The organism is Verrucosispora sp. WMMD1129 (assembly GCF_029581255.1).
Taxonomy (GTDB): Bacteria; Actinomycetota; Actinomycetes; order Mycobacteriales; family Micromonosporaceae; genus Micromonospora; species Micromonospora sediminimaris.
Map to the genome: position 1 here is coordinate 2,299,461 of NZ_CP120741.1, position 21,429 is coordinate 2,320,889.

Sequence of the window (21,429 nt, forward strand, 5' to 3'; positions counted from 1 at the left end):
CTGCGCCTTGGTGCCTCATGGCGGTCCGCAGCGCAGCGGAGGGCCGGCATGACCAGCCGGGGCGTGACCGACGCCGTCGAGCGGTTGGCGACGATGACCAGCCGCGCCGACGGCACCGCGTACCTCTCCCCCTGGCCGCTCCGCCACCTGCGCGAACTGGCCACGGAGCTGGGATTGCGCGGCGTCGGCGGGCTACGCAAGGCGGACCTGGTCGAGCGGTTGGTCGAACACACCATCGGCTACCGCCTCACCTCCACCGCGCTGCGCCGCCGCTGACCCGGGACGGCTCAGCCGCCGGTCCTCACCGCCTGCCGCGCTCGACCGCTGCCACCGGTGGCCTGACGGCCGATCACGGTCTGTTCGGCGGTACGGGCTGTCGGTGCCCGGTCGAGCAGGGCCCGGTACGGGTTGCGCAACGCCCGCTCCCGGCGGCTGGTCCAACGCACCAGCACGACTATCGCGCCCACCAGCGCCCCCGTCAGCACAGCTGTGAACTCGGCGCCCAGCCAGCCGGCCACCGTGGCGAACGCGATTCGCGCGCCCCCGCCGACCAGCCCGACCAGCCCGCCCAGCACGGCGATGCCTGTTATCCAAAAGCGGTCATTGTCAGCAGACATGACAACTGCGGCCATTACGGCCACCACCACGACTGCTGCGGAGAGCACCACGATCACTGCCACAGCCGCCGGCCCCCAGGCCCACCATCCGATGAGCGTGCCTACCGACCGGGTGATCGCGATGCCGACCAGGGTCGCGCCGGCCAGCACCCCGAGCGTCACGGCGACGTTGCGCAGGAAGGTCAGGATCGTGGGTGCCTCCGGCCGCTCGTTGAGCGTCCGCCAGTCCCGTAGGTCGGCGTCGAGGTCGGAGCTGTTCCACAGTCGACCGGCCAGCTCCGTCAGCACCGGTGTGGGCAGGCTGGTCAGCAGCGCCGCCCGCCAGCCGGACATCCGATGCCCCAGCACCCGCACCGCGATGTCACGTGCCGCCTCGGGCTCCCGCCGGGCCACCAGGTCGAGCATGTCGCGGATCTCGTACGTGCCGAAGGCACCGGAGAGCAGCCGTTCGTAGCTGTGCGCTGTACGGCTCAGCTCCTCGGTCAGCTCCTTGGGCACCTTGCCGGCGTCGAACGCACCGCCCAGCGCGACGAGGCTGATCGCGAGTCGCACGTCCACGGTGCCGAGGTCGCTTGGTGGGTCGTCGGTCGAGTCGAGGATCAGCCAGCCGAGGCGGCCCATCGTCCGGGCCATCGGGGTTCCCGGCTCGAAGGGAGCCCACAGCCAGTCGTGCCACTCCGCCCCCGGCACCCGTCCCGATCGCCGGTCGGTCCGCCTAGTCGCCTCGGCGGCCACGGACGCGGCCTCCGCCGCTGTGGGGTCGAAGGTACGCAGTTCGTTCGCCACGTCCGGCGCGCCGACCAGGACGGCCAGCCGCCACGCCGCGCGTACGGCGACCTTCCGGTCTCTCGCCCACAACTGTTCCGCCAAAGCCACGGCGGCGGCGGGAGTGCCGACGGCGGCCAGGTCGTCGACGGCGGCCACCGAGCCGGCACCGGCCCGGGCCGCGAGGGTCGGGATGGCCAGCTCACCGGTGGCCCGCAACGCGGCACGGGCTGCCGGTACCCGTACCGCCATCTCGCTGAGCAACTCGATCGCCTCGCGGCGGCGGGACTCCGCGAGCACCACCACGGCGTCCTCGGCCACCTGGCCGCCGGAGCGCGCCTGCTGCGCCAGGCTGTCGAACAGCCGCTGACCGAACGGCCCCGGATTGCCGGCCACCGCGCCGAGCGCCGCCAGCACCAGATGCTTGTCGGCGACCGGGGTGCCGAGCAGCCGAACATGGCTGTCCACGATGGTCGAGGCGAGGCTCTCGTCGATCTGCCGGGCCTCGGCGACGCACTCCAGGGCGAGCAGCCTGTCCCGGTCGTCACCGGCGAAGATCTGCCGGACCACGCCGGAGGCGTCGCGGTTGGCCCCGGCGCACCAGAGCTTCACCGTCTCCCGCCACCGGCCCGGGTTCTCCCGGTAGAGCCCGAGCAGCCGCTCGGGATCGTCCGCGAGTTCCACCGCCGCCAGGTACTCCTGGAGAGTCAGGTGGGCGAACTCGTAGAGCAGGTTGTTGTCGTCGATGCGGATCAACAGCCCGCTGCGCTCCACGATCTCGTCGACCATGGGCGGCAGGTGCTCCTCGGCCAGGCGGAACCGGGGCAGGATGCGGGCGAGTTCGGCGTACACCTCCGCCTCGCCGATCACCCGGCGGTCGGTGCCCTGGGACCGGCCACCCTGCGCGGCCAGCGCGATCGCCCGTAACGCCATGAGCTTGTGGCCGGCCTGGTAGCGGGCCAGGTTGCGGTGCCGACCGAGATCCCGGTCCCGGCGGAGCAGGTGCTCGACGGCCTGTTGGTAGAACTCCGCCCGCGAGTTGGTCAACATCGGGCCGGCACCGGCGTCGGCCTCGTACAACGTGGTGATCATCGTGAGCATCAGCGGGCTGCGGGCCAGCCGCATCACCGTCGGGCTGGACCGCAGTTCCGCCATGAGTTGCTCCACGACGTGTCGGGAGTCGACCAACGCCTCATCCCGACGGCGCCCGGACGCGTGGGGCTCCTCACCCATGTCCCAGCCTCGATTGAACCAGAGTCGCAGGAAGCGCCGGATCCCGGCGTCGTCGAAGCCGGCCACCCGGATCTCCCGGTCGAAGACCGGCCGCAGGTCACCGTCGTACACCGCGTCGCGGCAGGTGACCACGACCTGTGTCGTCGGATGGCGCTCGGCGAACTCCTTGATGTCCTCGGCGACCGCGCCGCGCCGCTCGGTGACCACCTCGTCGAGCCCGTCGAGAAACACACAGAGCCGGCCACTGACCAACGCCACCTCGACGACCTGCTCCGCGTCGGCGACGAGCGGACGGGCGCGGCGATGCCGGCGGCGGCTCCCCGGTTCGTCATCGAGCCGGCCGAGGGCCTCCGCGATCAGTTGCCGGATCGTGCGTCCGTCCCGATTGGACCGGGCCAGCTCCACCAGCACCGGTACCCGCTCGAACCGTTCGGGCTCCGTGGCCCACCGCACCATCGAGTGTCGCAGCAGCATCGACTTGCCCGCCCCCGCCGCACCGAGGATCACGGTCCGTCGGCGGCCCTGGACGTCGCGGTAGACGTCAACCCGCCGGCCGTCCTGTTCGTACTCCAACGGTACGTACACCTCGTCCAGCGTGACCGAGACGTCGCGGAGGAAGCCGAGTTCCATCCGGTTGTAGGTGCGGGCGACCCAGGCCCGGTAGCGACGCCACTCGTCGGCCCGGATGCCGCGTCGTCGCCCGGCGACGAGGCCCCACAGCCGGGCCAGCAGGGCTTTGATCCAGTCGGCGAAGAACTGCTGCACCACCCCGACGAGCACGGCCACCAGGAAGAGGCCCAGTGCCGCGTACTCCAAACCGAAGGGCAGGTCCGGCAGCTGTGGCACGGGACGGCTCCTCTACTCAGCGACATCGGACAGAAACACACCGTATGGGTGGGGCTGGCGGTGCGCACCGGGCTCAGGTGCCACCGTCGATGGACCTTCGGCCAAGCGGACAGGGTCAAGGGGTTGACCTCGAGTGCGCTCGAAGACGCAGGCTGGTGCCGCGTCCACCGGTTCGGGCGCACGAGAGGAGTTTCCATGCGGTACCGCACCATCGGCAGCGACCCGCGTACCCGGCGCGAGGTCAGCGTGCTCAGCCTCGGGGCGATGCTGTTCGGCACAAAGACCGACGAGGCCACCGCCTACGCGATCCTCGACCGGTTCGTCGAGGCCGGCGGCACCTTCATCGACACGTCGGACAACTACGCGTTCTGGATGACCGGCGGGCAGGGCGGCGAGAGCGAGGAACTGCTCGGTCGGTGGCGGCGCAGCCGGGGCATCGGCGACGAGATCGTCATCGCCACGAAGCTCGGTGCCCGGCCGCTGGCCCCCGGCACCAGCTACCTGGACAACCCGGAAGGGTTGTCGGCCAAGGTGATCCGGGAGTCGGCCGAGCGCAGCCGGGAACGTCTCGGCATGGACCGGCTGGACCTGCTCTACGCCCACATCGAGGACCACAAGGTGCCGCTGCGGGAAACCGTGGAGGGCTTCGCCGAGCTGGTCGCCGAGGGCACCGTGGGGCTGCTCGGCGCGAGCAACCACCGCACCTGGCGGGTGGAGCGAGCCCGAGCACTTGCCGCCGCGGCCGGTCTGCCCGGGTACGAGGTGCTCCAGTACCACCGCAGCTACCTGCCGGCTCGGCTGGACGGGCCGACCGACCTCGACCCCGACGGCAACGTGGGCGCCGTCGGCGGCGAGCTGCTCAGCTACCTGCGGGCCGAGCCCGGCATGACCCTGGTGTCGTACGGGTCGCTGCTGTGGGGCGCCTACGTCCGCGACGACAAGCCGTTGGGGCCGGAGTACGACCTGCCGAGCGCGCCGGTGCGGCTGGCCGCGCTGCGCGAGGTGGCGGAGCAGACCGGCGCGACGGTCAACCAGGTGGTGCTGGCCTGGCTGATCGACGGTGAGATCCCGACCATCCCGCTGGTGGGAGTCTCCTCGGTGGCGCAGCTGGACGAGAGTCTCGCCGCCGTGGACCTGGAACTGACGCCCGAGCAACGGCACCGGCTCGACACCGCCTGGTAACGGGGGCTGGCAGCGCGACGGGTCGCACTGCTGGTGGGTGGTACGCGACCGGTGCCGTGGGCGTCGAGACGGCCGCCGCTAGATCTGATCTAGCGGCGGCCGTTCGCTGTCTCGCGCCTCTGGGGTGAGCCGACCACTCCCGGCGGCCGGCATCGTTGTAGCTGGCGGGCGGCCACGGAACGGAGCATTCTGTCGTACCCGTGGGGTGTGGTGGGTCGCCGGGTCGCGGCGGCCCGGCTCATCGGCGTGACGAATGGAAGGAAACTTCGCAATCATGAGTAGACGCACCACCGGTCTCGCCATCGAGGCCGAGGGTCTGACCCGGTCGTTCGGCGAGACCCGCGCGCTCGCCGGCATCGACCTCCAGGTTCCGGCCGGCGCCGTGTACGGACTGCTCGGCCCGAACGGGGCCGGCAAGACCACCGCAGTACGCGTGCTGGCCACCCTGTTGCGCCCGGACGGCGGGCAGGCCCGGGTGTTCGGTCACGACGTGGTCGCCGAGGCCGACGCGGTACGCGCCCGAGTCAGCCTGACCGGCCAGTACGCCTCGGTGGACGAGGACCTGACCGGCACGGAGAATCTCATCCTGCTGGGCCGGCTGCTCGGCCTGCCCAAGTCCGCCGCCCGGCAACGGGCGGAGCAGTTGCTCACCGCGTTCGGGTTGACCGAGGCGGCCGGACGGCAGGTGAAGAAGTACTCGGGCGGCATGCGGCGACGCATCGACATCGCGGCGAGCATCCTCAACACCCCCGATCTGCTCTTCCTCGACGAGCCGACGACCGGGTTGGATCCCCGCAGCCGCAACCAGGTGTGGGAGATCGTCCGGGCGGTGGTCGCGCACGGCACGACCGTGCTGCTGACCACGCAGTACCTCGACGAGGCCGACAAACTGGCCAGCCGGATCGCGGTGGTCGACCACGGCCGGGTGATCGCGGAGGGCACCCCGGGCGAGTTGAAGTCGTCGGTCGGTTCCGGCACGGTCCACCTGCGGCTGCGCAACGCCGACCAGCGCCCCGAGGCCGAACGGCTGTTGCAGGCGACGCTCAGCGTGCCGGTCCAGTTGGAGGCCGACCCGGTGGCCATCACCGCCCGCGTCGGCGGTGACGGCAGCGAGCTGGACGCCAGCTCGCAGGCCGCCCGGGCACTGAGCGAGTTGTCCCGGGCCGGGATCGTGGTCGATGACTTCTCCCTCGGCCAGCCGAGCCTGGACGAGGTCTTCCTGGCCCTGACCGACCACCCCGCCGTGCCGGCCACCGACGAGCGGGACGACGAACTGGAGGCAGCCCGATGAGCAGCGACACCGCCACCTCGACCGGCCGGGCGCCGACGGTCTTCGTACCGTCCTCCGAGGCGCTCGCGACGGTCCTCGCACCGGGCGCGCGACCGCCCCGACCGAGCCCGCTGTCGGCGTCGCTCACCTTCAGCTGGCGCGCCCTGCTGAAGATCAAGCACGTGCCGGAGCAACTGTTCGACGTGACCGCGTTCCCGATCATCATGGTGCTGATGTTCACGTACCTGTTCGGTGGCGCGCTCGCCGACAGTCCCCGTGACTACCTGCAGTTCTTCCTGCCGGGCATCATGGTGACAAGCGTCGTGATGATCACCATGTACACCGGGGTCGGGTTGAACACCGACATCGAGAAGGGCGTCTTCGACCGGTTCCGGACACTGCCGGTCTGGCGACCCGCCGCGCTGGTCGGCATGATCGTCGGCGACGTGCTGCGCTACGTCCTCGCCGCGCTGGTGATCCTCAGCGTCGGGTTGGTGCTCGGCTTCCGCCCCGACGGTGGCGTGCTCGGCGTCCTCGCCGGGATCGGCCTGCTGGTGGTCTTCTCCTTCGCGTTCTCCTGGGTGTGGACGTTCTTCGGGCTGATCCTGCGCAGCGAGAAGTCGGTGATGGGGGTCAGCATGATGGTGCTGTTCCCGCTGACGTTCCTGAGCAACGTCTTCGTCGACCCGTCCACCATGCCCGGCTGGCTCCAGGCGTTCGTCAAGGCCAACCCGATCACGCACCTGGTCTCGTCGGTACGCGCGGCCATGGCCGGCACCACCGACGCCTCGGCGATGATGTGGATCGTCCTCTGGAGCGCCGCCTTCATCGCGGTCTTCGGCACCCTGACCATGTACCGCTACAACCGCCGCTGACCCACCCACCCCTACCGACCTCATTGATCATGAGGTCAGCGGCGCTCATGGAGCGAATTCGCCGCTGACCTCATGATCAACCCCTTGGAAAGCGGGTTAGAGGTGCCAGGGGACAGGGTTGGGTGGGAGGTAGCGGCAGGCGGTGCCGGTGGAGACCGTGGCCCGCAGGTGGGTGGCGAGGGGTGGGTGCCGCTGGTCGAGCCGCCGCAGGGTGTCACGGATGCGGGCGGTGACCGTCTTGCGGGCACGTTCCGCCTCGTCACCGAGCCGACGGGTACGACCGGCCAGCCCGGCGGCGGCCCGCAACTGGTCGATCAACGCCTGCCGCTCAGTGTCCAGCGCCGCCACCCTGCGCTCGTCGCCACGCCCGGCCGCCAGATCGATCTCGTCGTCGAGCCGTGCCAGGTGCCGCCGGTAGCGGTTCTTCGCTTCGTCGTCGAGCACCTGATCGCCGCCCATCCGGCGGGCGACGACGAGCTCCGGCCCGGCGGCCGGGTCGAGCAGTTCGACCGCGGGCACGTCGACGCCCGGGCGGCCGAGCAGCAGTCGAAGATCGTGCAGCCCCTTGGCGTCGGGTAGATGAACCGTGCCGCCGTCGAAGGTGAGCCGCCAGACGGCGCCGTCGCGCCGGAACTCGTACGCCGGTCCCACCGCACCGTTGCAGGCCGCCCCAGCTGACACCGAACGGTCCGCCGCAGAGCCCGCCGCCGTCGAACCGGCCGCCGGGCTCGTCTCGGCGGACCGTTCGGGTTCCTCGGCGGCTGGCCGGACCGGCGCGGCGGCGAGTCGGGCCAGGATCTGTGGCATGTCGAGCTCGCGGGCCTCGCGCTCGGCCTCGGCGCGCAGAGCGGCGGCGCTCGTCGCGTCACCCGGGCCACCACGGGCGGCCAGGGCGTCAGCGAGCGCGACCCGGGCGATCAGCGACCAGGGGCGGGCGCCCATCCGGTCGGCGGCGGCGCGGGCGGCGGAGAAACCGGCGACGGCGTCGTCCCAGCGCTGCTCGGCGACGTCGACCACAGCGAGCCAGTGATCGACCGGCCCGCTGAGGTCGCAGCCGTACAACGAGACGAGCCATTGGCCCCGGTACGGCAGCAGGTCCGCACGGATCCCGGCACAGCGGCTCGGATCGGCGACCGTGGCCTGGGCGCGCAACCGCAACCACATCGGCGAGATCGACCCGGCGATCCGGGTGCCCGAGGCTTCGAGTTCCGCGGTGAGGTCGGCCGCCATCTGATGGTCACCGCGCTCGGCAGCCGTGATCGCCCTCAGCAGGCCGAGATGCGGATGATCGGTCGCGGCGAGCCCGTCGAGCAGTGCGTCGGCGTCGTCGAGCCGGCCCCGCAGCAGCAGCAAAGCCCAGCGCAGATGGTGGCCGAGGAAGGCATGGTCGGCGTGCTCCCAGTCGTCCAGCGCACCGAGCTCGGCGTAGCAGGTCTCCGCACCGGCGAAGTCGCCGCGGAAGGCGCCGATGATGCCGCCGTCGATGGCCGCCGCAATCTGATGGCGCGGCTTTCCGGTCTGTCGTCCACCGGTGACGAAGGCGGTGAGTTCGTCGAGATAGCGCGGGTCTCCGAGTTCCAGCAACGCCACCCAGCGCAGCGAGGTGGACCACAGCTCGGTTTCCCGGTCGCCGCTGCGACGCGCGACGTCGCGGATCTCGCCGGTGAGGGCGGCCCGGTCGGCGGCGGTGCCCAACCCCCAGGTGGAGTCGTGTCGCACCCACAGGCTGAAGGTGAGCGCCTCGTCGTCCCGCGTCGATCTGGCGAGCGTCTCGGTGGCGGTGATCAGGTCTGCTTCGAGGACGGCCGGCCCGGCGCTGTCGTCTGGCTCCCCGATCAGCCGCCGGTACGCCTCACGTAGCAGCGCCTCGCCGTCGGTGCCGGGTACCGGCTCGAGTTCCCAGTGGCGACGCACGTTGAGCGCGAATCGGGCCAGCACCGCCGGGTCGTCGACCGTGAGGGCCAGCGCGGCGGCCTCGCTGAGCAGGTGGCGTGCCTCCTCCCGCGCGCCGCAGTGGAAGAGCTGGTCGGTCAACGTCGTCACGATCTTGAACTTCTGGAGTTTGTCCCGCACCACCTCCAACGCCCGCCGCAGATGCACGGTGGACTCGTCGAGCGCCAGCCGGCACCTGGCGTCCCGCGCCGCGTCGAGCAGCAACTCGGTGACGCGGAACGCGTCCAGGTGCGCGCCGGCCAGCCATGCGTGGCGGGCGACATCCGCAGGGATCAGCAACCGGCCCAGCGTGTCGTGCTCGTCCACGGCCCGCACCACGGCGGCGTGCCGCGCTCTGCGGTCGTCCTCGGTCAGCGCGTCGTAGAGCGTCTCGCGGACCAGATCGTGCACGAAGGCGTAGCGGCCGTCGCCCAGGCCGAGCAGCAGTCGCGCGGTGACCGCGACCTCCAGCAACTCACCGACCCGGGTCGGCGGCAAACCGACACTTGCCGCGAGGACCTCGCCGTGGAAGTCCCGGCCCAGCACGGCGGCGACGGTGAGCGCGTCGGCCACCATGGCGGGCAGGTGGTCAAGCCGCCGCCGCACCACCTCCCGTACGCCGGGAGGGATGGTGGCCAGCCCGCCGTCGGCATGCCAGAGCCGGGCGGTCTGCTCCACGAAGAAAGGGTTGCCACCAGTGCGTCGGTGCACGTCGTCGACGCAGTTCGCGTCGGGCGCCCGGCCGGCGGTGCGGGTCATCAACTCGCCGACCTCGTCCCGGGTCAGGCCGGTGAGACTGATCGTGGTGGCCTTGGCCACCAGCGACATCAGCAGCGGTCGGAGCGGATGGTCGGCAGCCTCCACCTCGGCGTCACGGTAGGTGCCGACGAGCAGCAACCGCTCGAACCAGGTGTGCTGCGCGGCGAACCGCAGTAGCCGCATCGACGCCGGATCGGCCCAGTGCAGGTCGTCGAGGATCACCATGACCGGCCGGCGCTGTGAGACGGCGACCAGCGCGGTGGTGACCGCGTCGTAGAGGGCGAACGCCTCCTGCTCCGCCGCGTCGCCCTTGTCGGTGACGCGGACCGACGACGAATAGTTCGCCTCGTCGTGAGCGATGTCCGGCATCGGAGAGCCCGCCGCGCCGCGGGCGGCCCCCGGCAGGAGAGAGCTCGCCTCACCAAGCAGCAGGGCGAGCGCCGGCTCGGCGGATTCCCGAGCCAGCGCCCAGTCCTCCGGCGACCGGCGCAGCCGGCGCAACACCTGTGCCCAGGGCCAGTAGCCGGGAGCGCTCGCCGAATCCCAGCAGGCGCCGCCGAGCACCAGTGCACCCTGTCGACGGGCCTCGTCGGCGGCGGCGGTCACCAGGGTCGTCTTGCCGATGCCGGGCTCCCCGGCAACCAGCGCCAGCCCACCGTGGCTGGCGGTGGCCCGGTCGACCTCGGCCCGCAACAGACCGGCCGGATGATCCCGCCCGATCATGAATCCGCCCGCCTGCACGCCCATGGCAACCGACGGTAGCCGACCGGACCGACACCCCGGGGGCGTCGCGGCTCAGAGCGTGTTTGAGGAGGCTCGCCCGTAGCGAGCCGAGTCCCAGGCGGTGTCCGGCAAGGCGGAGGTTCGCCCGGATACCGGTGTTGTATCCGGGCGGACCGACAACGCGGCCGGTCGTCGGCTGGGGCCGGCGCAGCAGGGCATGGCCTTCTCAAACACGCTCTCAGCGGGCGTCGGTGACCACGTGAGCGCAGGCGGCGCAGGCGGCCGGCCCCTGTTCGGCGAACCAGCGGCAGGTCCGCCGGATAGCGCAGCGGGGCAGTTCCACCTCCGGTTCGCCGACCGTCTGCGCGTACGACGCGACGAGGCGTTCGCCGAGCCCACAGTGATCCCCGGTCCAGAAGCCGCACTGGCTGGTGACGCAGGGACCGGCGAGCCGGTAGCGGGCCTCCACCGGGGCGTCGGCCTCCGCCGCTGCGGCGACGGCCACCTCTGCCGGCAGGGCCGGGGTCACGTACGCGACCCGGCCCGCCGGAGTGATCATGCCGAGGAAGACCGTGGCGTTGCCCGCGGGCGTACTCGGGCACATCCGCTCCCCCGACGGGGCCGGTCCCTGCGGCGGTCGGGTCACTTCTGCAACCAGAAGCCGATGTCGTTGATCTTCTCGCCGAGGTCCTGCGCGAACGGACCGTCGATCACCCACAGGCCGTACCACTCGGGCCGCAGCCGCAGGTTGGCGTGGCCGAGGGCGAGCGGGTTGCTGAGCTTGGTACCGGCGACCGAGAGCGCGGCCAGGCCGGCCTTCTGGATCTCACCGGCGATCTGGCTCTGCTGCTCGGATGTGAGGTCGACGCCGTCGACCACGAAACGGAACTCGTGTCGTGCCATGGTGCTTCCTCCGGTTCGTTCAGTAGGTGTCGGTACGTAGCCCGCGCCGCAGTGCCGCCCGGGTGAAGGCCGCCCAGCCGGAACGGGAGGCGGCGTCGGGACGGCCCACCTGGTGACGCCAGGTGGCGGCACCGGCGGTACGCACGCCCCACAGCTCACGGCACGCCGCGACCGCGAAGGCGACCTGCTCGGGTGAGTTGGTGAACCCAGCCGTAGCGTCGACCACGCGCAGCCCACCGCCGGTGGCGACGGTCACCTGGCCGAAGTGGTGGTGCAGGCTGGCCAGGGTGCCCAGGTGCGCGCGGTCGGCTCGGCCGGCGAGGAACGCGTCGAGCGGCCGGTCCTCCACCACCACCCGGACGGCACGCAGGGTGAACGCCGCCCCGGCGGCGTCGGCCACGCCGACCACCTCGACGGGGACGCTCCAACGACGCGGTGAATTCGCCGACCAGAACGCCAGCCAGGCGCCCAGCCGCTCGTGCAGGTCCGGTTGCAGGGCCGCCGGTGCGGCCAGTCGTGCGGTGGCGATCCCGTCGCGGATGACCGCCGATGCTGCCGCGTTGACCGGGACGGCCGCCCCGGCGGGTGAGTTGACGACGGTTGCGGTGACGGCTGCGGCCGAGGCGACCGCGGTGCCGGCGAGCAGCCCGCGCCGGGACAACGAAACAGATGGGGATGACATGGTCCGCCTTTCTCCGACGGCCTAGGCATCCCACGCTATAGACGGCGACAGATCATCTGAATTGCCGTTGTATCGGGACACCGACACGAATCCCGGTGATCGACGACGGCGTGAATCCGTTCATCCTGCATGCCGTCGCCGCTGGTCAATCCGGCGGCTGCGGCACCGCGGCGAGGTGCGCGAGGATGGCCTGGTTGGCCTCCCATCCGTCGGGGAACCGGACCGGCACATCCAGTTGCGGCGCCTCGGTCGAGGGGTGGGCGTCCAGCAGTTCGCCGATTCCGGCGCGGGCCACCACCAGGCAGGCGTGCCGGTGCCGGGAGGTGAGCACGCAGAGCCGCCCCGATTCCAGGTGGAAGGCGGTCGCGTCGCGTCGGCCGGAGAGCGGGTGCAACACGATCGTCACGTCGTACTCCCGGCCCTGGAGGCGGTTGGCGGTGTCGACGGTGACGTCCGCACCGGCCTCGCCGAGCCGCGCCCGGATGGCCGCGACCTGGTCACGGTGGGCGGCGCCGACGGCGATCCGGTCCGCGGTGACCGGCGCGCCACCGGGCGCCTGCTCGGAGACCGCGACCGCCCCGCGCCGCAGCACCCGCAGCGCGAGCGCGGCGCACGCGGCGGCAGCTTCCCCGTCGGTACGCAGAGTGTGCCGGGCCGGCAGCTCGTGCAGCGCCCAGCCGGTGGCGGCGGCCGACTCCACCGCCCGGTCGACGGCGTCACCCGACCCGGGCTCGGTGAGGTGCAGGGTTCGGTCGTCAGGGCCGGTGCCGGAACGGAAGCCGGTGAAGGGGTAGAACGCGCGGGACACGACCGGTGCGGCCGAGGCGGGCAGCCGCCAGGAGACCGGCAGCCGGTGCACCGGCAGGTGCGGGTTGTGCCGCAGCAGCACCGCCACCGCCGACTGCATCGGATCCCAGGTCAACCCGGCCCACCGGCCACTCTCCACAGTGGAGAACGGGTCGAGCTGCCCCGGATCACCCACGAACAGGGCCCGCTCGAACCTGCCGGCCACGCGCAGCAGGGCGTCCGAGCGCATCTGGTACGCCTCGTCCACGATCGCCCATGGCCAGCAGCCCTCGGTGACAGTTGCCCACTTGGCCGCCGTACCGATCACCACGGCCGAGGCGGCCAGGTCGGTGACCTTCGCGGCAACCCGGACCTGCGCATGTGCCCGCACCCGGGGCGACGCCCGGTAGTCACCCGCCGAGAGCCGCCCGAGGCGCAGTTGCGGCGCCTTGCTGGCGAGCCGGTCGATCAGGTCATCGACCTGCTCGTTCGTCTGCGCAATGATCATCAGCGGTTCGCCACGGCGCGGCGCGTCACCGCTTGGAGCGGCGCTACCCGGCCCACCGCCGCCCCGATCGGTGTCGCCCGACCAGCTGGCGGCCAACTCGATGGCGGCCCGTACCACCAGAGTCGACTTGCCGGCCCCCGGCGGCGAGTCGACCACCACCCCCCGGTGCTCGCCCGACCGCAGGTCGGCCAGCACGGCGGTGATCACCCGCTCGGCCTCGATCGCCGGCGGCACCGCCAGCTCCCGCGGCACCGCCAGTTCCGGCGTCAACCCGATCTTCCCCACCGGCCGCACCCTACCGCCAGCTGCCCTGTCCCGCGCTCACCCTGCCACCCCGGCGACAGTCAGCCCAGCGCCCGGCGGCAGCCCACGGGTTGCGGCATCTCGGGGTCTCCGGCCGCCCGGAAGGCCCAACATGCCGCAAGCCGCGAGGGCCGACGCCGAGCGCCGTCCCACCCGGAGACCACGCGCCGTCCCGCCCGCACCGACGCCAAGCGCCGCGAGCCCGCCCGAACGCCAAGCGCCGCGAGCGATATGCGGCATGTCGGGGCTTCCCACGGCCCGGAAGACCCGACATGCCGCAAGCTGGCAGCCAAGCTGCGGGCCGGCAACGCCGAAGCGGAGCCAACCCGAGCGGGCTGGCTCCGCGAGACGGGCGGAGCGGTCAGTGGACGATGACCGGGATCTTCGGCTGATCGCCCGGCTGCTCCCCAGGCTGGTCCCCGGGCTGGTCGTCGAGCAGGTGGGACCGTTCCCGCCGCCTGGGCAGGAACGCGGCCGGGATGAACGTCGCCGCCACCAGGGCGAACGCTACCCAGAAGGTGGTGGCGAAGGAGTTGGCGGCGAAGTCCAGCCCACGCTCGACGAGTGACGGGTCAGGAAGCTGCTGTGCCAGCTCCGGCCGTTGCTGGGCGGCGATCGCCAGGCCGGCCTCGGTGACCGGGTTGCCGTTCTCGTCGGTGAGGCCGGGGATCTGCCGGGAGCCGTTCAGCTCGTTGGTGAGGATCACCGACATCACCGCGGCACCGACGGAACCGCCGATCTGCTGGAGGATGTTCACAAGCGTGGACCCTCGTGCCACCTCGTGCCCGGTAAGCGTCTTCAGCGCCGACGTCATCACCGGCATCATCGTGCCGCCCATACCCAGGCCCATCACGAACAGCGAGCCGCAGAGCAGCACGTAGGAGGTGTCCGCGTCGAGCTGGGTGAAGGTGAAGAAACCGGCGAGGATGAGCAGCAGCGCGAACGGCACCGTCCGGCCGACCGGCACCTTGTCGGCGAGCATGCCGGCGATCGGCATGGTGACCATGGCGCCGATGCCCTGCGGGGCCATCAGCAGGCCGGCGTGCAGGGTCGACTCACCGCGTACCTGGAGGAAATAGCTCGGGAACAGCAGGCCGGCGCCCATGAAGGCGATGATGAAGACGAACATGGTCAACGCCGCGACGGTCAGCCTGCGGTTACGGAACAGCCGCAGGTCGAGCAGCGGGTGCCGGGGCTTGAACGAGTAGACGACGAACGCCACCACCAGTGCGGCACCGACCAGCATCGGCCCCCACACCTCGGCGTCGGCGAAGGTCCCGGCCTCGGGCAACGTGGAGACGCCGTACAGGAAGAGGGCGAGACCCGGCGAGAGCATCAGCATGCCGAGGAAGTCGAACGACTCGGAGGGCTGCGGGCTGTCCTTCGGCAGGGCCAGTTGGGCGTACACCAGCGCGACGATGCCGATCGGCAGGTTGATCAGGAAGATCCAGTGCCAGCTCGCCACGTCGATCAGCCAGCCGCCCAGGATCGGGCCGCCGATCGGGCCGAGCAGCATCGGGATGCCGAGCACCGCCATCAGTCGGCCGATCCGGTTCGGGCCGGCCGCCCGCGTCATGATCGCCATGCCGATCGGCATGAGCATGCCGCCGCCGAGACCCTGCAACACCCGGTACGTGATCAACTCGCCGATCGTGTCGGCGGTGGCGCACAGGCCCGAGCCGATGGTGAACAGCGCCAGGGCCATCATGTAGAGGCGCTTGGTGCCGAACCGGTCCGCGGCCCATCCGCTGAGCGGGATGACAGTGGCCAGCGCGAGCGTGTAGCCGGTCATCGTCCAGGCGACGCGGGCGTACGAAGCGTCGAACTCGCTCTGGAACGTCGGCAGGGCGACGCTGACCACCGTCACGTCGAGGATCGACATGAGCGCACCGAGCACGACGACGCCGGCCACCTTGAGTACCGCAGCGTCGAGCTTGTCCGAGGTCGGGACAGGCTGCGGTGCCGCGACGGATTGCTGTGTCACGAAGTCTCCTGTTGTCGGAACTGTCCGAAGGGACGAGCGGTGGTGGCCGACGTGGCGCCACTGGCCAGCGCGACGGCGGTGGTGAAGCCCGCACGGCACAGTAGCCCCCGCCAACGACACTTCGCCGCCCGTTTAGCGACCAGCAGAGCGTTCTGTGAGCACGGCCACGCTGATCTTGTGCCGCGAGGCGTGACCGGGCGGAAAGCGGGTAGGCGCGACCGGGTCGGGCGGAGGCGGGGAAGGTGGTGCCAGCGTGGCGAAGTTCCTGGTCACAGCGATCTACACGGTTCCGGGAATGGCCGGGCTGGCCAAGGAAGGCGGTACGGCGCGGGCCGAGGTGATCGAGGCGCTGATCGAGAACGCCGGCGGGCAGGTGGAGGCGGTGTACTACGCGTTCGGCCAGTTCGACCTGTACGTGCTCTGCGAGGTGCCGGACAACGTCACCGCCGCCGCGCTCGGCATCGCCGTACGGGCGGCAGGCGGCGTCGACGCCCGGATCGTGCCGCTGCTCACCACGGCGGAGATCGACGCCGCCGTCCGGCTGCCCGTCACCTACCAGCCGCCGGCTGCGTGACAAGGGGGTCGGGCGGCAGGACGCGAGCTGCCACCCGACATGCGGCATCTCGCGGCTTCCCGCGAACCAGAAAGCCCAACATGCCGCAACTCGCGACCCCACAACCCAGCACGGCACGCCCAACATGCCGCAACTCGCGGCTCCCACTCCCGTCGGTCAGCGGCGGCGCTCTCCCACCCGGTACGTGACCAGGTTCGGGTCGGCCCGCAGCTGCTTCTGGGTGAACTTGATGGTGTCCCAGCCCTTGGCCGAGTACAGCCGGGTCTGGTCGGCGTACCACTGCGAGTTCGGGTTGGCCGACTGCGAGTAGGTCAGCAGCTGCCGACCCGACGGCCCGTCGCGGCCCAGCTCGACGGCCATCAGGTACGACGTGCCGTGCCGCACCTTCGGGTAGCCGACGCCGGGCTGCACCTGGTTGATGATCATGTTGAAGACACCGGCCTCCGGCCAGCCGCCGTGGATGGGGATGCGTTCGGCGCCGCGCGGTTCGGTCTGGATGTCGCCGAGGCGGGCGTCCAGCGGGATGCCGCCGAGCAGTTGGACGGCGTCGGCGAGCGCCGTACGCACCCTCGGGTCGTCGACGGCGAGCCGGTTCGGCGTGGTCAGCGGGGCGGCCGGGTCGAACGGGTCGGCGAAACGCAGGCCACCGGCGCGGGCGAACTCGGTGAACAAGTGCGAGCCCCGGCTGCCCAGGTCGACCCGGAGGTCCCAGCGACGGAGCGCGACGCAGGCGGCCGTCAGCTCGACGGTGGTGCCGTCCGAGGCGGTGGCCGTCGGCTGAGCTTCGCAGAGCCGGACCAGGTCGTCGCGGACCAGTTCGCCGCCGTACGCCCGGTTGCCGAGCGTCACGTCCCACAGCCTGCCGGCGGTGAACCCCCGGCCGGGCAGCCCGTCGGTGCCAGCGAGGCGCTGGCGCACCTGGTGGACGCCGAGCCGGGTCCGCAGGCTGCGGGCGGTCCGCTCGTCGCCGATGATGCGCGGGTACCCGACAAGCGGGCGAGCAGGATTGGCCAGCCAGTAGCTGTCGTTGGAGTTGGTCACGTAGTCGTCGCGGACCAGCGTGGGCAGGTTCGCCGGCCCGAGAATGCCGGGCACCGCCGCGTCCCGGTCCCGGCCCAGCTCACACGATGACCGGGAGCCGTCGAGGACGGCTTGGCCACTTGTCGCGTACAGACTCTGGAAGGACGCGGGGATGCACGCGGCCGCGAGGGCGTCGGTGACCCGGGGCACGACGGAGTGGTCGGCGTAGAGGGCCCGCCCGTGCCGGTCGGCGGCGATGACGTTGACCCAGGGAAGGAACTGTCGCCGGTCCAGCACCGACCGCAGCTCACCCACCGAGCGTGCCCGGCCCATGGCGAGCCAGCCGTCAAGCGCCCGGTTGTTCGTGGCGTTGACGTCGGTGATCGCGTACGCCGTGTCGGTGGTCCAGTCGAAGCGGCCCGGCACCACGACGACCGGGCCGAGGTGGGTGTCGTAGAGGGTACGGCTGACCGGGCCGTCGGGAGTCCGGACGGTGACCGTGCGGGCTGTCATCTTCCGGGTCCGGCCGTCATAGCGGTAGCTCGTCGGGTCGCCGGGCACCAGCGTGAGCCGGTGCCAGACGAAACGGCGGGCAGTGGAGACGGTGTGCGACCAGGCGACCTTGCCGTTGTGCCCGATCTCGATGAGCGGGTCACCGATCAGAGCGGCACCCTCCACGTCGTACCGGCCGGGCACCTTGAGCCGCATCCGGTAGAAACGGTCCGCGCCATCCCACGGGAAGTGCGGGTTCGCCAGCAGCATGCCGGCACCGCTGGTGGTGGCGGCACGTCCCAGACCGTACGCGTTGCTGCCCACCCCGGCCGGCGCGCCGTCCCGGGCGGCCACGACCGCCGCGGCCTGCGGGGCGCTCACCGGCGCGCTGGTGCCGTCCGCCCGGGGTGGCGCGGCGGCGACGATACCGTCGGCGAGTGCGGCGGAACCGGCCCGGACCATGGCCGTCCACTGGGTACGCCACAGGTCCAGCTCGGTGATCGGGCGCAGCCACGGCCGGCCGGCGCAGGCCGGGTCGTTTACCTTTCCCGTCCGCAGGTAGGCGTTGTAGCCGGCGGCGAAGCCGCGCATCTGGTCGCGTACCTCGTTTGAGGGTGCGCGCAGACCGTCGCGCCGGCCGACGAGCCAGCGCTCGGCGGCCCGGTCGTCGATCGCCTTCTGGTGGAACAGGTCGCTGGCGACGTTGTCGGTGTCGGCGCCGAAGAACCGGGACCGTTGCGCGCCGACGGTCACCACGCTCTCGGCGATCAGGCAGACGTTGTCCTCCGCCTGCGCGTACCCGACGCCGTAGCCGAGGCTGGCGAAGTCGCGGGCGGTGATGTGCGGTACGCCGTACGAGGCTCGCTGGATCAGGGCCGAGTAGCCGCTGCCGTGGGCGACGGCGGTCCCGCCGGTCACGGCGAGGCCGGTGGCGACCAGGACGGTGGCGGTGGCCGCGGCGATGAGTGAGCGTGGCTTCATCGGGCGGCTCGCTGGTGGTGGCACATGGAACGTCCTCCCCCGAGAGATATGTCTGTCCAGACCCGACCGACGCTAGTGGTGAAATTTGCTCAGGTCACTGCCTGGTCGCCCCGGGATCGCATCGGGGTTCACCCGCAGGGGCTCCGGCCGCCGCATCAATGGAAGCCGCCGCATCAATGGAAGCGGTCGGCTACGAGAGCGACCGGTTACGCGATGAGCAGGAGCACGCTGATCGCCAGCATCACTACTGCGGTAGCGCCGTGGATGCCGTAGACGGCCGCCTTGGGCCCACCGCTGCGCAGCACGATCAGCGCGTCGCCGATGGGGATGAGGGTGGCGGCCAGCATGAGCCCCCCCAGCAGGTGGGTTGTCCCGCCGACCACCACGATGAGGATGAAGAGCCCCGCGGCGATGTCCCGCACTGCCTTTACGGACAGCCAGGCGTGAAAGGTCCGGTCCTCAGTCGGGGTGTCGGGGATGCCGAAACCGACCGCGCCCTGCGGTGCCCAGAAGGCGAGGGCGCCCATGACGATGACGGCCACACCGACCAGTCCGGCGAGCACTGTGGCGATGTTGCTGAGCATGGTTTGTTCCCCTCGCTTGATCCCTAGCGGCGCTAGATGTTGTAGCGACGATACGTTGTCATCGACAGCATGTCTAGCGCTGCTAGGATGAGGTCATGTCCGCCATCTCCGAACGCCGCGAACGCGAGCGCGCCCAGCGCCACCAGCTGATCGTCACGGCCGCCCGCGAACTCGCCGAGGCCGAAGGGTGGGAGGCAGTGACAACGCGGCGACTGGCCGAGCGCGTCGAGTACAGCCAGCCGGTGCTCTACAGCCACTTCACCGGCAAGGAGGACATCATGCGGGCCGTCGCCCTCGAAGGCTTCGGCGAACTCGCGACCCGCCTGCGCCGCGCCCGGCTCACCGACCCAGCGCCGCCTGCGGCACTGCACGCTGTCTGCCGCGCCTACCTGGAGTTCGCAACCGAGCAGCCGGCTCTCTACCAGGCCATGTTCATGCTGCCGACCGACGTGAAGTTCGCGCACGCCGAGACGCCGCCGCCATTGCGCGCCGCTTTCGACGAGTTCGTCAGCTGCTTCCACCCGGACGATCAGCGACGCGAACTGTTTGCCGAAGTCACCTGGAGCGCGCTGCACGGCATAGCCGCCCTGACCGAGAGCGGGCGCATCCCCCCGAACGGCCAGGCCGAACGGCTCGACTTCCTCGTCACCCAGATCGCCGCCACGCCGAGGCCAGGGATCTGAGCCGAGCAGGACTGCACCCTTGGCCATTGATATTCATGCATGCAACTCTCTAGCATGCGCACTATGCGTGCTCGTCGGGTCACTGTCGTCGCCGTCCTCGGCATCGTGCTCGGGCTCTCCGGCACCGCCGTCGCCCACGCGGCCGACGATCCGGTGCTTACCACTCCCGGCGCACCGGTGGTGGTGGCCAACGAGCCGCACCTGCTCACCCTGACCTGGTCGCCGTCGACCTGGATCGGCGAGCCGGGCGGGACGCCCATCCGGCACGAGGTGCGGGCCTGGCTCGGCCCCAACGTGTACCGCAGCCTCGGCACCACCACCGGCACCGACCTCACCCTCACCGATCTCGCGCCGGGCACCGAATACCGGCTCACCGTCTGGGCGTACACCGACGCCGGGTACTCCCTCGACTCGCCGGTGACCCCGGTCCGCACCGCGTACGGGAAGGCACGGGTCAGCTACCGCAACCTCAGCTGGTCACCGACGGACAGCCAGATCCAGCACGTCCTCCAGGTCGTCAACACGGGCACCGCCCCGCTCGACCTGGCGGACGTGCGGGTGCGTTACCACCTGACGTTCGAGGGTGGGAACACCTCGCTGACCACCAACTGCGACTGGGCGGCGATCGGCTGCGCCAACGTGCAACGCCACATCCAGTTCTTCCCACCACCCCTGCCGCCGGGCCCGCCGACCGCGCCGGTGTCGACACCGCCGGCTGCGCCATCGCCGCCCGCCTCGGGATCGTCAGTGGCACCCGCGACGACCACGTCGCCGCTGCCGCCGACCCCGACGCCCACCCCGACGGTCTTCCCGCCGCCCGGCACCCCGATCCCCGGCTGGATCGAGCTGACCTTCATCGGCGGGGAACTCGCCCCCGGCGAGTCGACCGGCCCCATCTACCTACGCCACCATCGCCCGAACTGGTCCGCGATCGACGAACGCGACGACCCCAGCTGGCAGCAGGCCACCGGCGAGTGGGCCGACAACAGCCGGATCACCCTCGACGTCAACGACATCCGCGAGTACGGCGACACGTACGCCTGAGCCTGGCTTCCTGGCTGTCAGCCGACCCAGGCAGGATCGGCGCGTTGAGGGGCGGGCTCAGGATTTCGCTGAAATTGGTTCGAGGACGAAGACGGGGATCTGGCGGTCGGTCTTGCGCTGGTAGTCGGCATAGTCCGGGTACGCCTCGACCGCTCGGCGCCACTAGACGGCCTTCTCGTCGCCGGACACCTCACGGGCCCGGTACTCCCCGGTCTTGGTCCCGTCCTGAAGCTCGATCACCGGATCGGCGACCAGGGCGGCGTACCACTGCGGGTTCTTGGGTGCGCCGCCCATCGATGCGACGGCCGCATAGTGTCCGTCGTGCTCGACCCGCATCACCGGCGTCTTGCGGAGCTTGCCGGTTTTGGCGCCCCGGTAGGTCATCAGCACGATGGGCCGGCCGGCGATCGTGACGCCGTCGGTCGTGCCGTTACGCACGATCCGCTCGACCTGCTCGCGGACCCACTCCAACGCGCTCGGCTCGTAATCACCCGTCAATCCCATGCCCCAAACGTACGCGACCCCTATGGACACCGCCCCGCGCAACCGCCCACCGTCAAGGCTGATCACGTCGGCGAGGTCCCCCCGCGCCGATCTTGTAGTTTCTGTCGGGGCAAACACCCAGATCACGGTCATCTCGCCGACCAAAAGTGCAAGATCGACGCGGCACAGGCGATGTCGAG

Annotated in this window: 16 protein-coding genes and 1 pseudogene; 7 read left to right on the forward strand and 10 right to left on the reverse strand. The window is 71.2% G+C overall.

What is annotated here, in order from left to right:
* The first annotated feature begins 48 nt into the window (after positions 1–48).
* The gene (locus O7624_RS10540) at positions 49–276 is read left to right on the forward strand and encodes a Rho termination factor N-terminal domain-containing protein (RefSeq protein WP_282239862.1); all 228 of its coding nucleotides are present in this window, start codon (positions 49–51) and stop codon (positions 274–276) included.
* Between the two features lie 11 nt (positions 277–287).
* Here the strand turns inward: O7624_RS10540 and O7624_RS10545 are convergent, their stop codons facing one another.
* Positions 288–3,461, reverse strand: a complete 3,174-nt coding sequence (locus tag O7624_RS10545) for an NACHT domain-containing protein (protein WP_282239863.1) — start codon at positions 3,459–3,461, stop codon at positions 288–290.
* 195 nt (positions 3,462–3,656) lie between these two features.
* Between O7624_RS10545 and O7624_RS10550 the strand changes: the two genes are divergently transcribed.
* The 3 genes from O7624_RS10550 (at position 3,657) to O7624_RS10560 (ending at position 6,788) form a co-directional block, all read left to right on the forward strand.
* Complete coding sequence (locus tag O7624_RS10550) at positions 3,657–4,643, forward strand: aldo/keto reductase (RefSeq protein ID WP_282239864.1); 987 nt, start codon at positions 3,657–3,659, stop codon at positions 4,641–4,643.
* A 274-nt stretch (positions 4,644–4,917) separates the two neighbouring features.
* Positions 4,918–5,934 (forward strand): ATP-binding cassette domain-containing protein, encoded by a 1,017-nt coding sequence (locus O7624_RS10555; RefSeq protein ID WP_093401955.1) that lies wholly within the window; start codon positions 4,918–4,920, stop codon positions 5,932–5,934.
* A complete protein-coding gene (locus O7624_RS10560; protein WP_282239865.1) occupies positions 5,931–6,788 on the forward strand; it encodes an ABC transporter permease in 858 nt (285 codons plus the stop codon). Before O7624_RS10555 ends, O7624_RS10560 begins: the two co-directional genes overlap by 4 nt.
* A gap of 96 nt (positions 6,789–6,884) precedes the next feature.
* On the opposite strand, the gene O7624_RS10565 is transcribed toward O7624_RS10560, so the two are convergent.
* The 6 genes from O7624_RS10565 to O7624_RS10590 all read right to left on the reverse strand — a co-directional run bounded on the left by O7624_RS10565 (position 6,885) and on the right by O7624_RS10590 (position 15,368).
* Positions 6,885–10,226, reverse strand: a complete 3,342-nt coding sequence (locus tag O7624_RS10565; protein WP_282239866.1) for an AAA family ATPase — start codon at positions 10,224–10,226, stop codon at positions 6,885–6,887.
* 214 nt (positions 10,227–10,440) lie between these two features.
* The gene (locus O7624_RS10570) at positions 10,441–10,848 is read right to left on the reverse strand and encodes a hypothetical protein (protein WP_282239867.1); all 408 of its coding nucleotides are present in this window, start codon (positions 10,846–10,848) and stop codon (positions 10,441–10,443) included.
* Positions 10,845–11,105 carry a hypothetical protein gene (locus O7624_RS10575; RefSeq protein WP_093401959.1) on the reverse strand — a complete coding sequence of 87 codons (261 nt, stop codon included), beginning with the start codon at positions 11,103–11,105 and terminating at the stop codon, positions 10,845–10,847. The genes O7624_RS10570 and O7624_RS10575 overlap by 4 nt, the downstream gene beginning before the upstream one ends.
* Before the next feature lie 19 nt (positions 11,106–11,124).
* Entirely contained in the window at positions 11,125–11,787 is a 663-nt protein-coding gene (locus O7624_RS10580; protein ID WP_282239868.1) for a hypothetical protein, read from the reverse strand.
* Positions 11,788–11,932: 145 nt separating this feature from the next.
* Positions 11,933–13,357, reverse strand: a complete 1,425-nt coding sequence (locus tag O7624_RS10585) for an AAA domain-containing protein (protein ID WP_282240601.1) — start codon at positions 13,355–13,357, stop codon at positions 11,933–11,935.
* Between the two features lie 388 nt (positions 13,358–13,745).
* Positions 13,746–15,368, reverse strand: coding sequence for a DHA2 family efflux MFS transporter permease subunit (locus O7624_RS10590; RefSeq protein WP_282239869.1), 1,623 nt, complete (start codon positions 15,366–15,368; stop codon positions 13,746–13,748).
* A 253-nt stretch (positions 15,369–15,621) separates the two neighbouring features.
* Here O7624_RS10590 and O7624_RS10595 point away from each other — a divergent pair, with 253 nt between their 5' ends.
* Positions 15,622–15,942, forward strand: coding sequence for a GYD domain-containing protein (locus tag O7624_RS10595; protein WP_282239870.1), 321 nt, complete (start codon positions 15,622–15,624; stop codon positions 15,940–15,942).
* Between the two features lie 156 nt (positions 15,943–16,098).
* Here the strand turns inward: O7624_RS10595 and O7624_RS10600 are convergent, their stop codons facing one another.
* Together O7624_RS10600 and O7624_RS10605 are read right to left on the reverse strand one after the other, a co-directional pair.
* The gene (locus tag O7624_RS10600) at positions 16,099–18,435 is read right to left on the reverse strand and encodes an acylase (RefSeq protein ID WP_282239871.1); all 2,337 of its coding nucleotides are present in this window, start codon (positions 18,433–18,435) and stop codon (positions 16,099–16,101) included.
* 206 nt (positions 18,436–18,641) lie between these two features.
* The gene (locus O7624_RS10605; RefSeq protein ID WP_282239872.1) at positions 18,642–19,019 is read right to left on the reverse strand and encodes a DUF4267 domain-containing protein; all 378 of its coding nucleotides are present in this window, start codon (positions 19,017–19,019) and stop codon (positions 18,642–18,644) included.
* Positions 19,020–19,114: 95 nt separating this feature from the next.
* Here O7624_RS10605 and O7624_RS10610 point away from each other — a divergent pair, with 95 nt between their 5' ends.
* Entirely contained in the window at positions 19,115–19,702 is a 588-nt protein-coding gene (locus tag O7624_RS10610; protein WP_282239873.1) for a TetR/AcrR family transcriptional regulator, read from the forward strand.
* A gap of 63 nt (positions 19,703–19,765) precedes the next feature.
* The gene (locus O7624_RS10615) at positions 19,766–20,746 is read left to right on the forward strand and encodes a cellulose binding domain-containing protein (RefSeq protein WP_282239874.1); all 981 of its coding nucleotides are present in this window, start codon (positions 19,766–19,768) and stop codon (positions 20,744–20,746) included.
* 57 nt (positions 20,747–20,803) lie between these two features.
* Here O7624_RS10615 and O7624_RS10620 read toward each other — a convergent pair.
* Positions 20,804–21,382 (reverse strand): annotated as a pseudogene (locus O7624_RS10620) (nitroreductase family deazaflavin-dependent oxidoreductase).
* Positions 21,383–21,429: the final 47 nt, after the last annotated feature.

What these genes read in the sequence shown, in the direction of transcription:
- O7624_RS10540 (WP_282239862.1), top strand. Translation starts at nt 49, where the DNA reads ATGACCAGCCGGGGCGTGACCGACGCCGTCGAGCGGTTGGCGACGATG.
- O7624_RS10580 (WP_282239868.1), bottom strand. Translation starts at nt 11,787, where the DNA reads ATGTCATCCCCATCTGTTTCGTTGTCCCGGCGCGGGCTGCTCGCCGGC.
- O7624_RS10565 (WP_282239866.1), bottom strand. Translation starts at nt 10,226, where the DNA reads ATGGGCGTGCAGGCGGGCGGATTCATGATCGGGCGGGATCATCCGGCC.
- O7624_RS10610 (WP_282239873.1), top strand. Translation starts at nt 19,115, where the DNA reads ATGTCCGCCATCTCCGAACGCCGCGAACGCGAGCGCGCCCAGCGCCAC.
- O7624_RS10550 (WP_282239864.1), top strand. Translation starts at nt 3,657, where the DNA reads ATGCGGTACCGCACCATCGGCAGCGACCCGCGTACCCGGCGCGAGGTC.
- O7624_RS10560 (WP_282239865.1), top strand. Translation starts at nt 5,931, where the DNA reads ATGAGCAGCGACACCGCCACCTCGACCGGCCGGGCGCCGACGGTCTTC.
- O7624_RS10575 (WP_093401959.1), bottom strand. Translation starts at nt 11,105, where the DNA reads ATGGCACGACACGAGTTCCGTTTCGTGGTCGACGGCGTCGACCTCACA.
- O7624_RS10600 (WP_282239871.1), bottom strand. Translation starts at nt 18,435, where the DNA reads ATGAAGCCACGCTCACTCATCGCCGCGGCCACCGCCACCGTCCTGGTC.
- O7624_RS10615 (WP_282239874.1), top strand. Translation starts at nt 19,766, where the DNA reads ATGCGTGCTCGTCGGGTCACTGTCGTCGCCGTCCTCGGCATCGTGCTC.
- O7624_RS10555 (WP_093401955.1), top strand. Translation starts at nt 4,918, where the DNA reads ATGAGTAGACGCACCACCGGTCTCGCCATCGAGGCCGAGGGTCTGACC.
- O7624_RS10605 (WP_282239872.1), bottom strand. Translation starts at nt 19,019, where the DNA reads ATGCTCAGCAACATCGCCACAGTGCTCGCCGGACTGGTCGGTGTGGCC.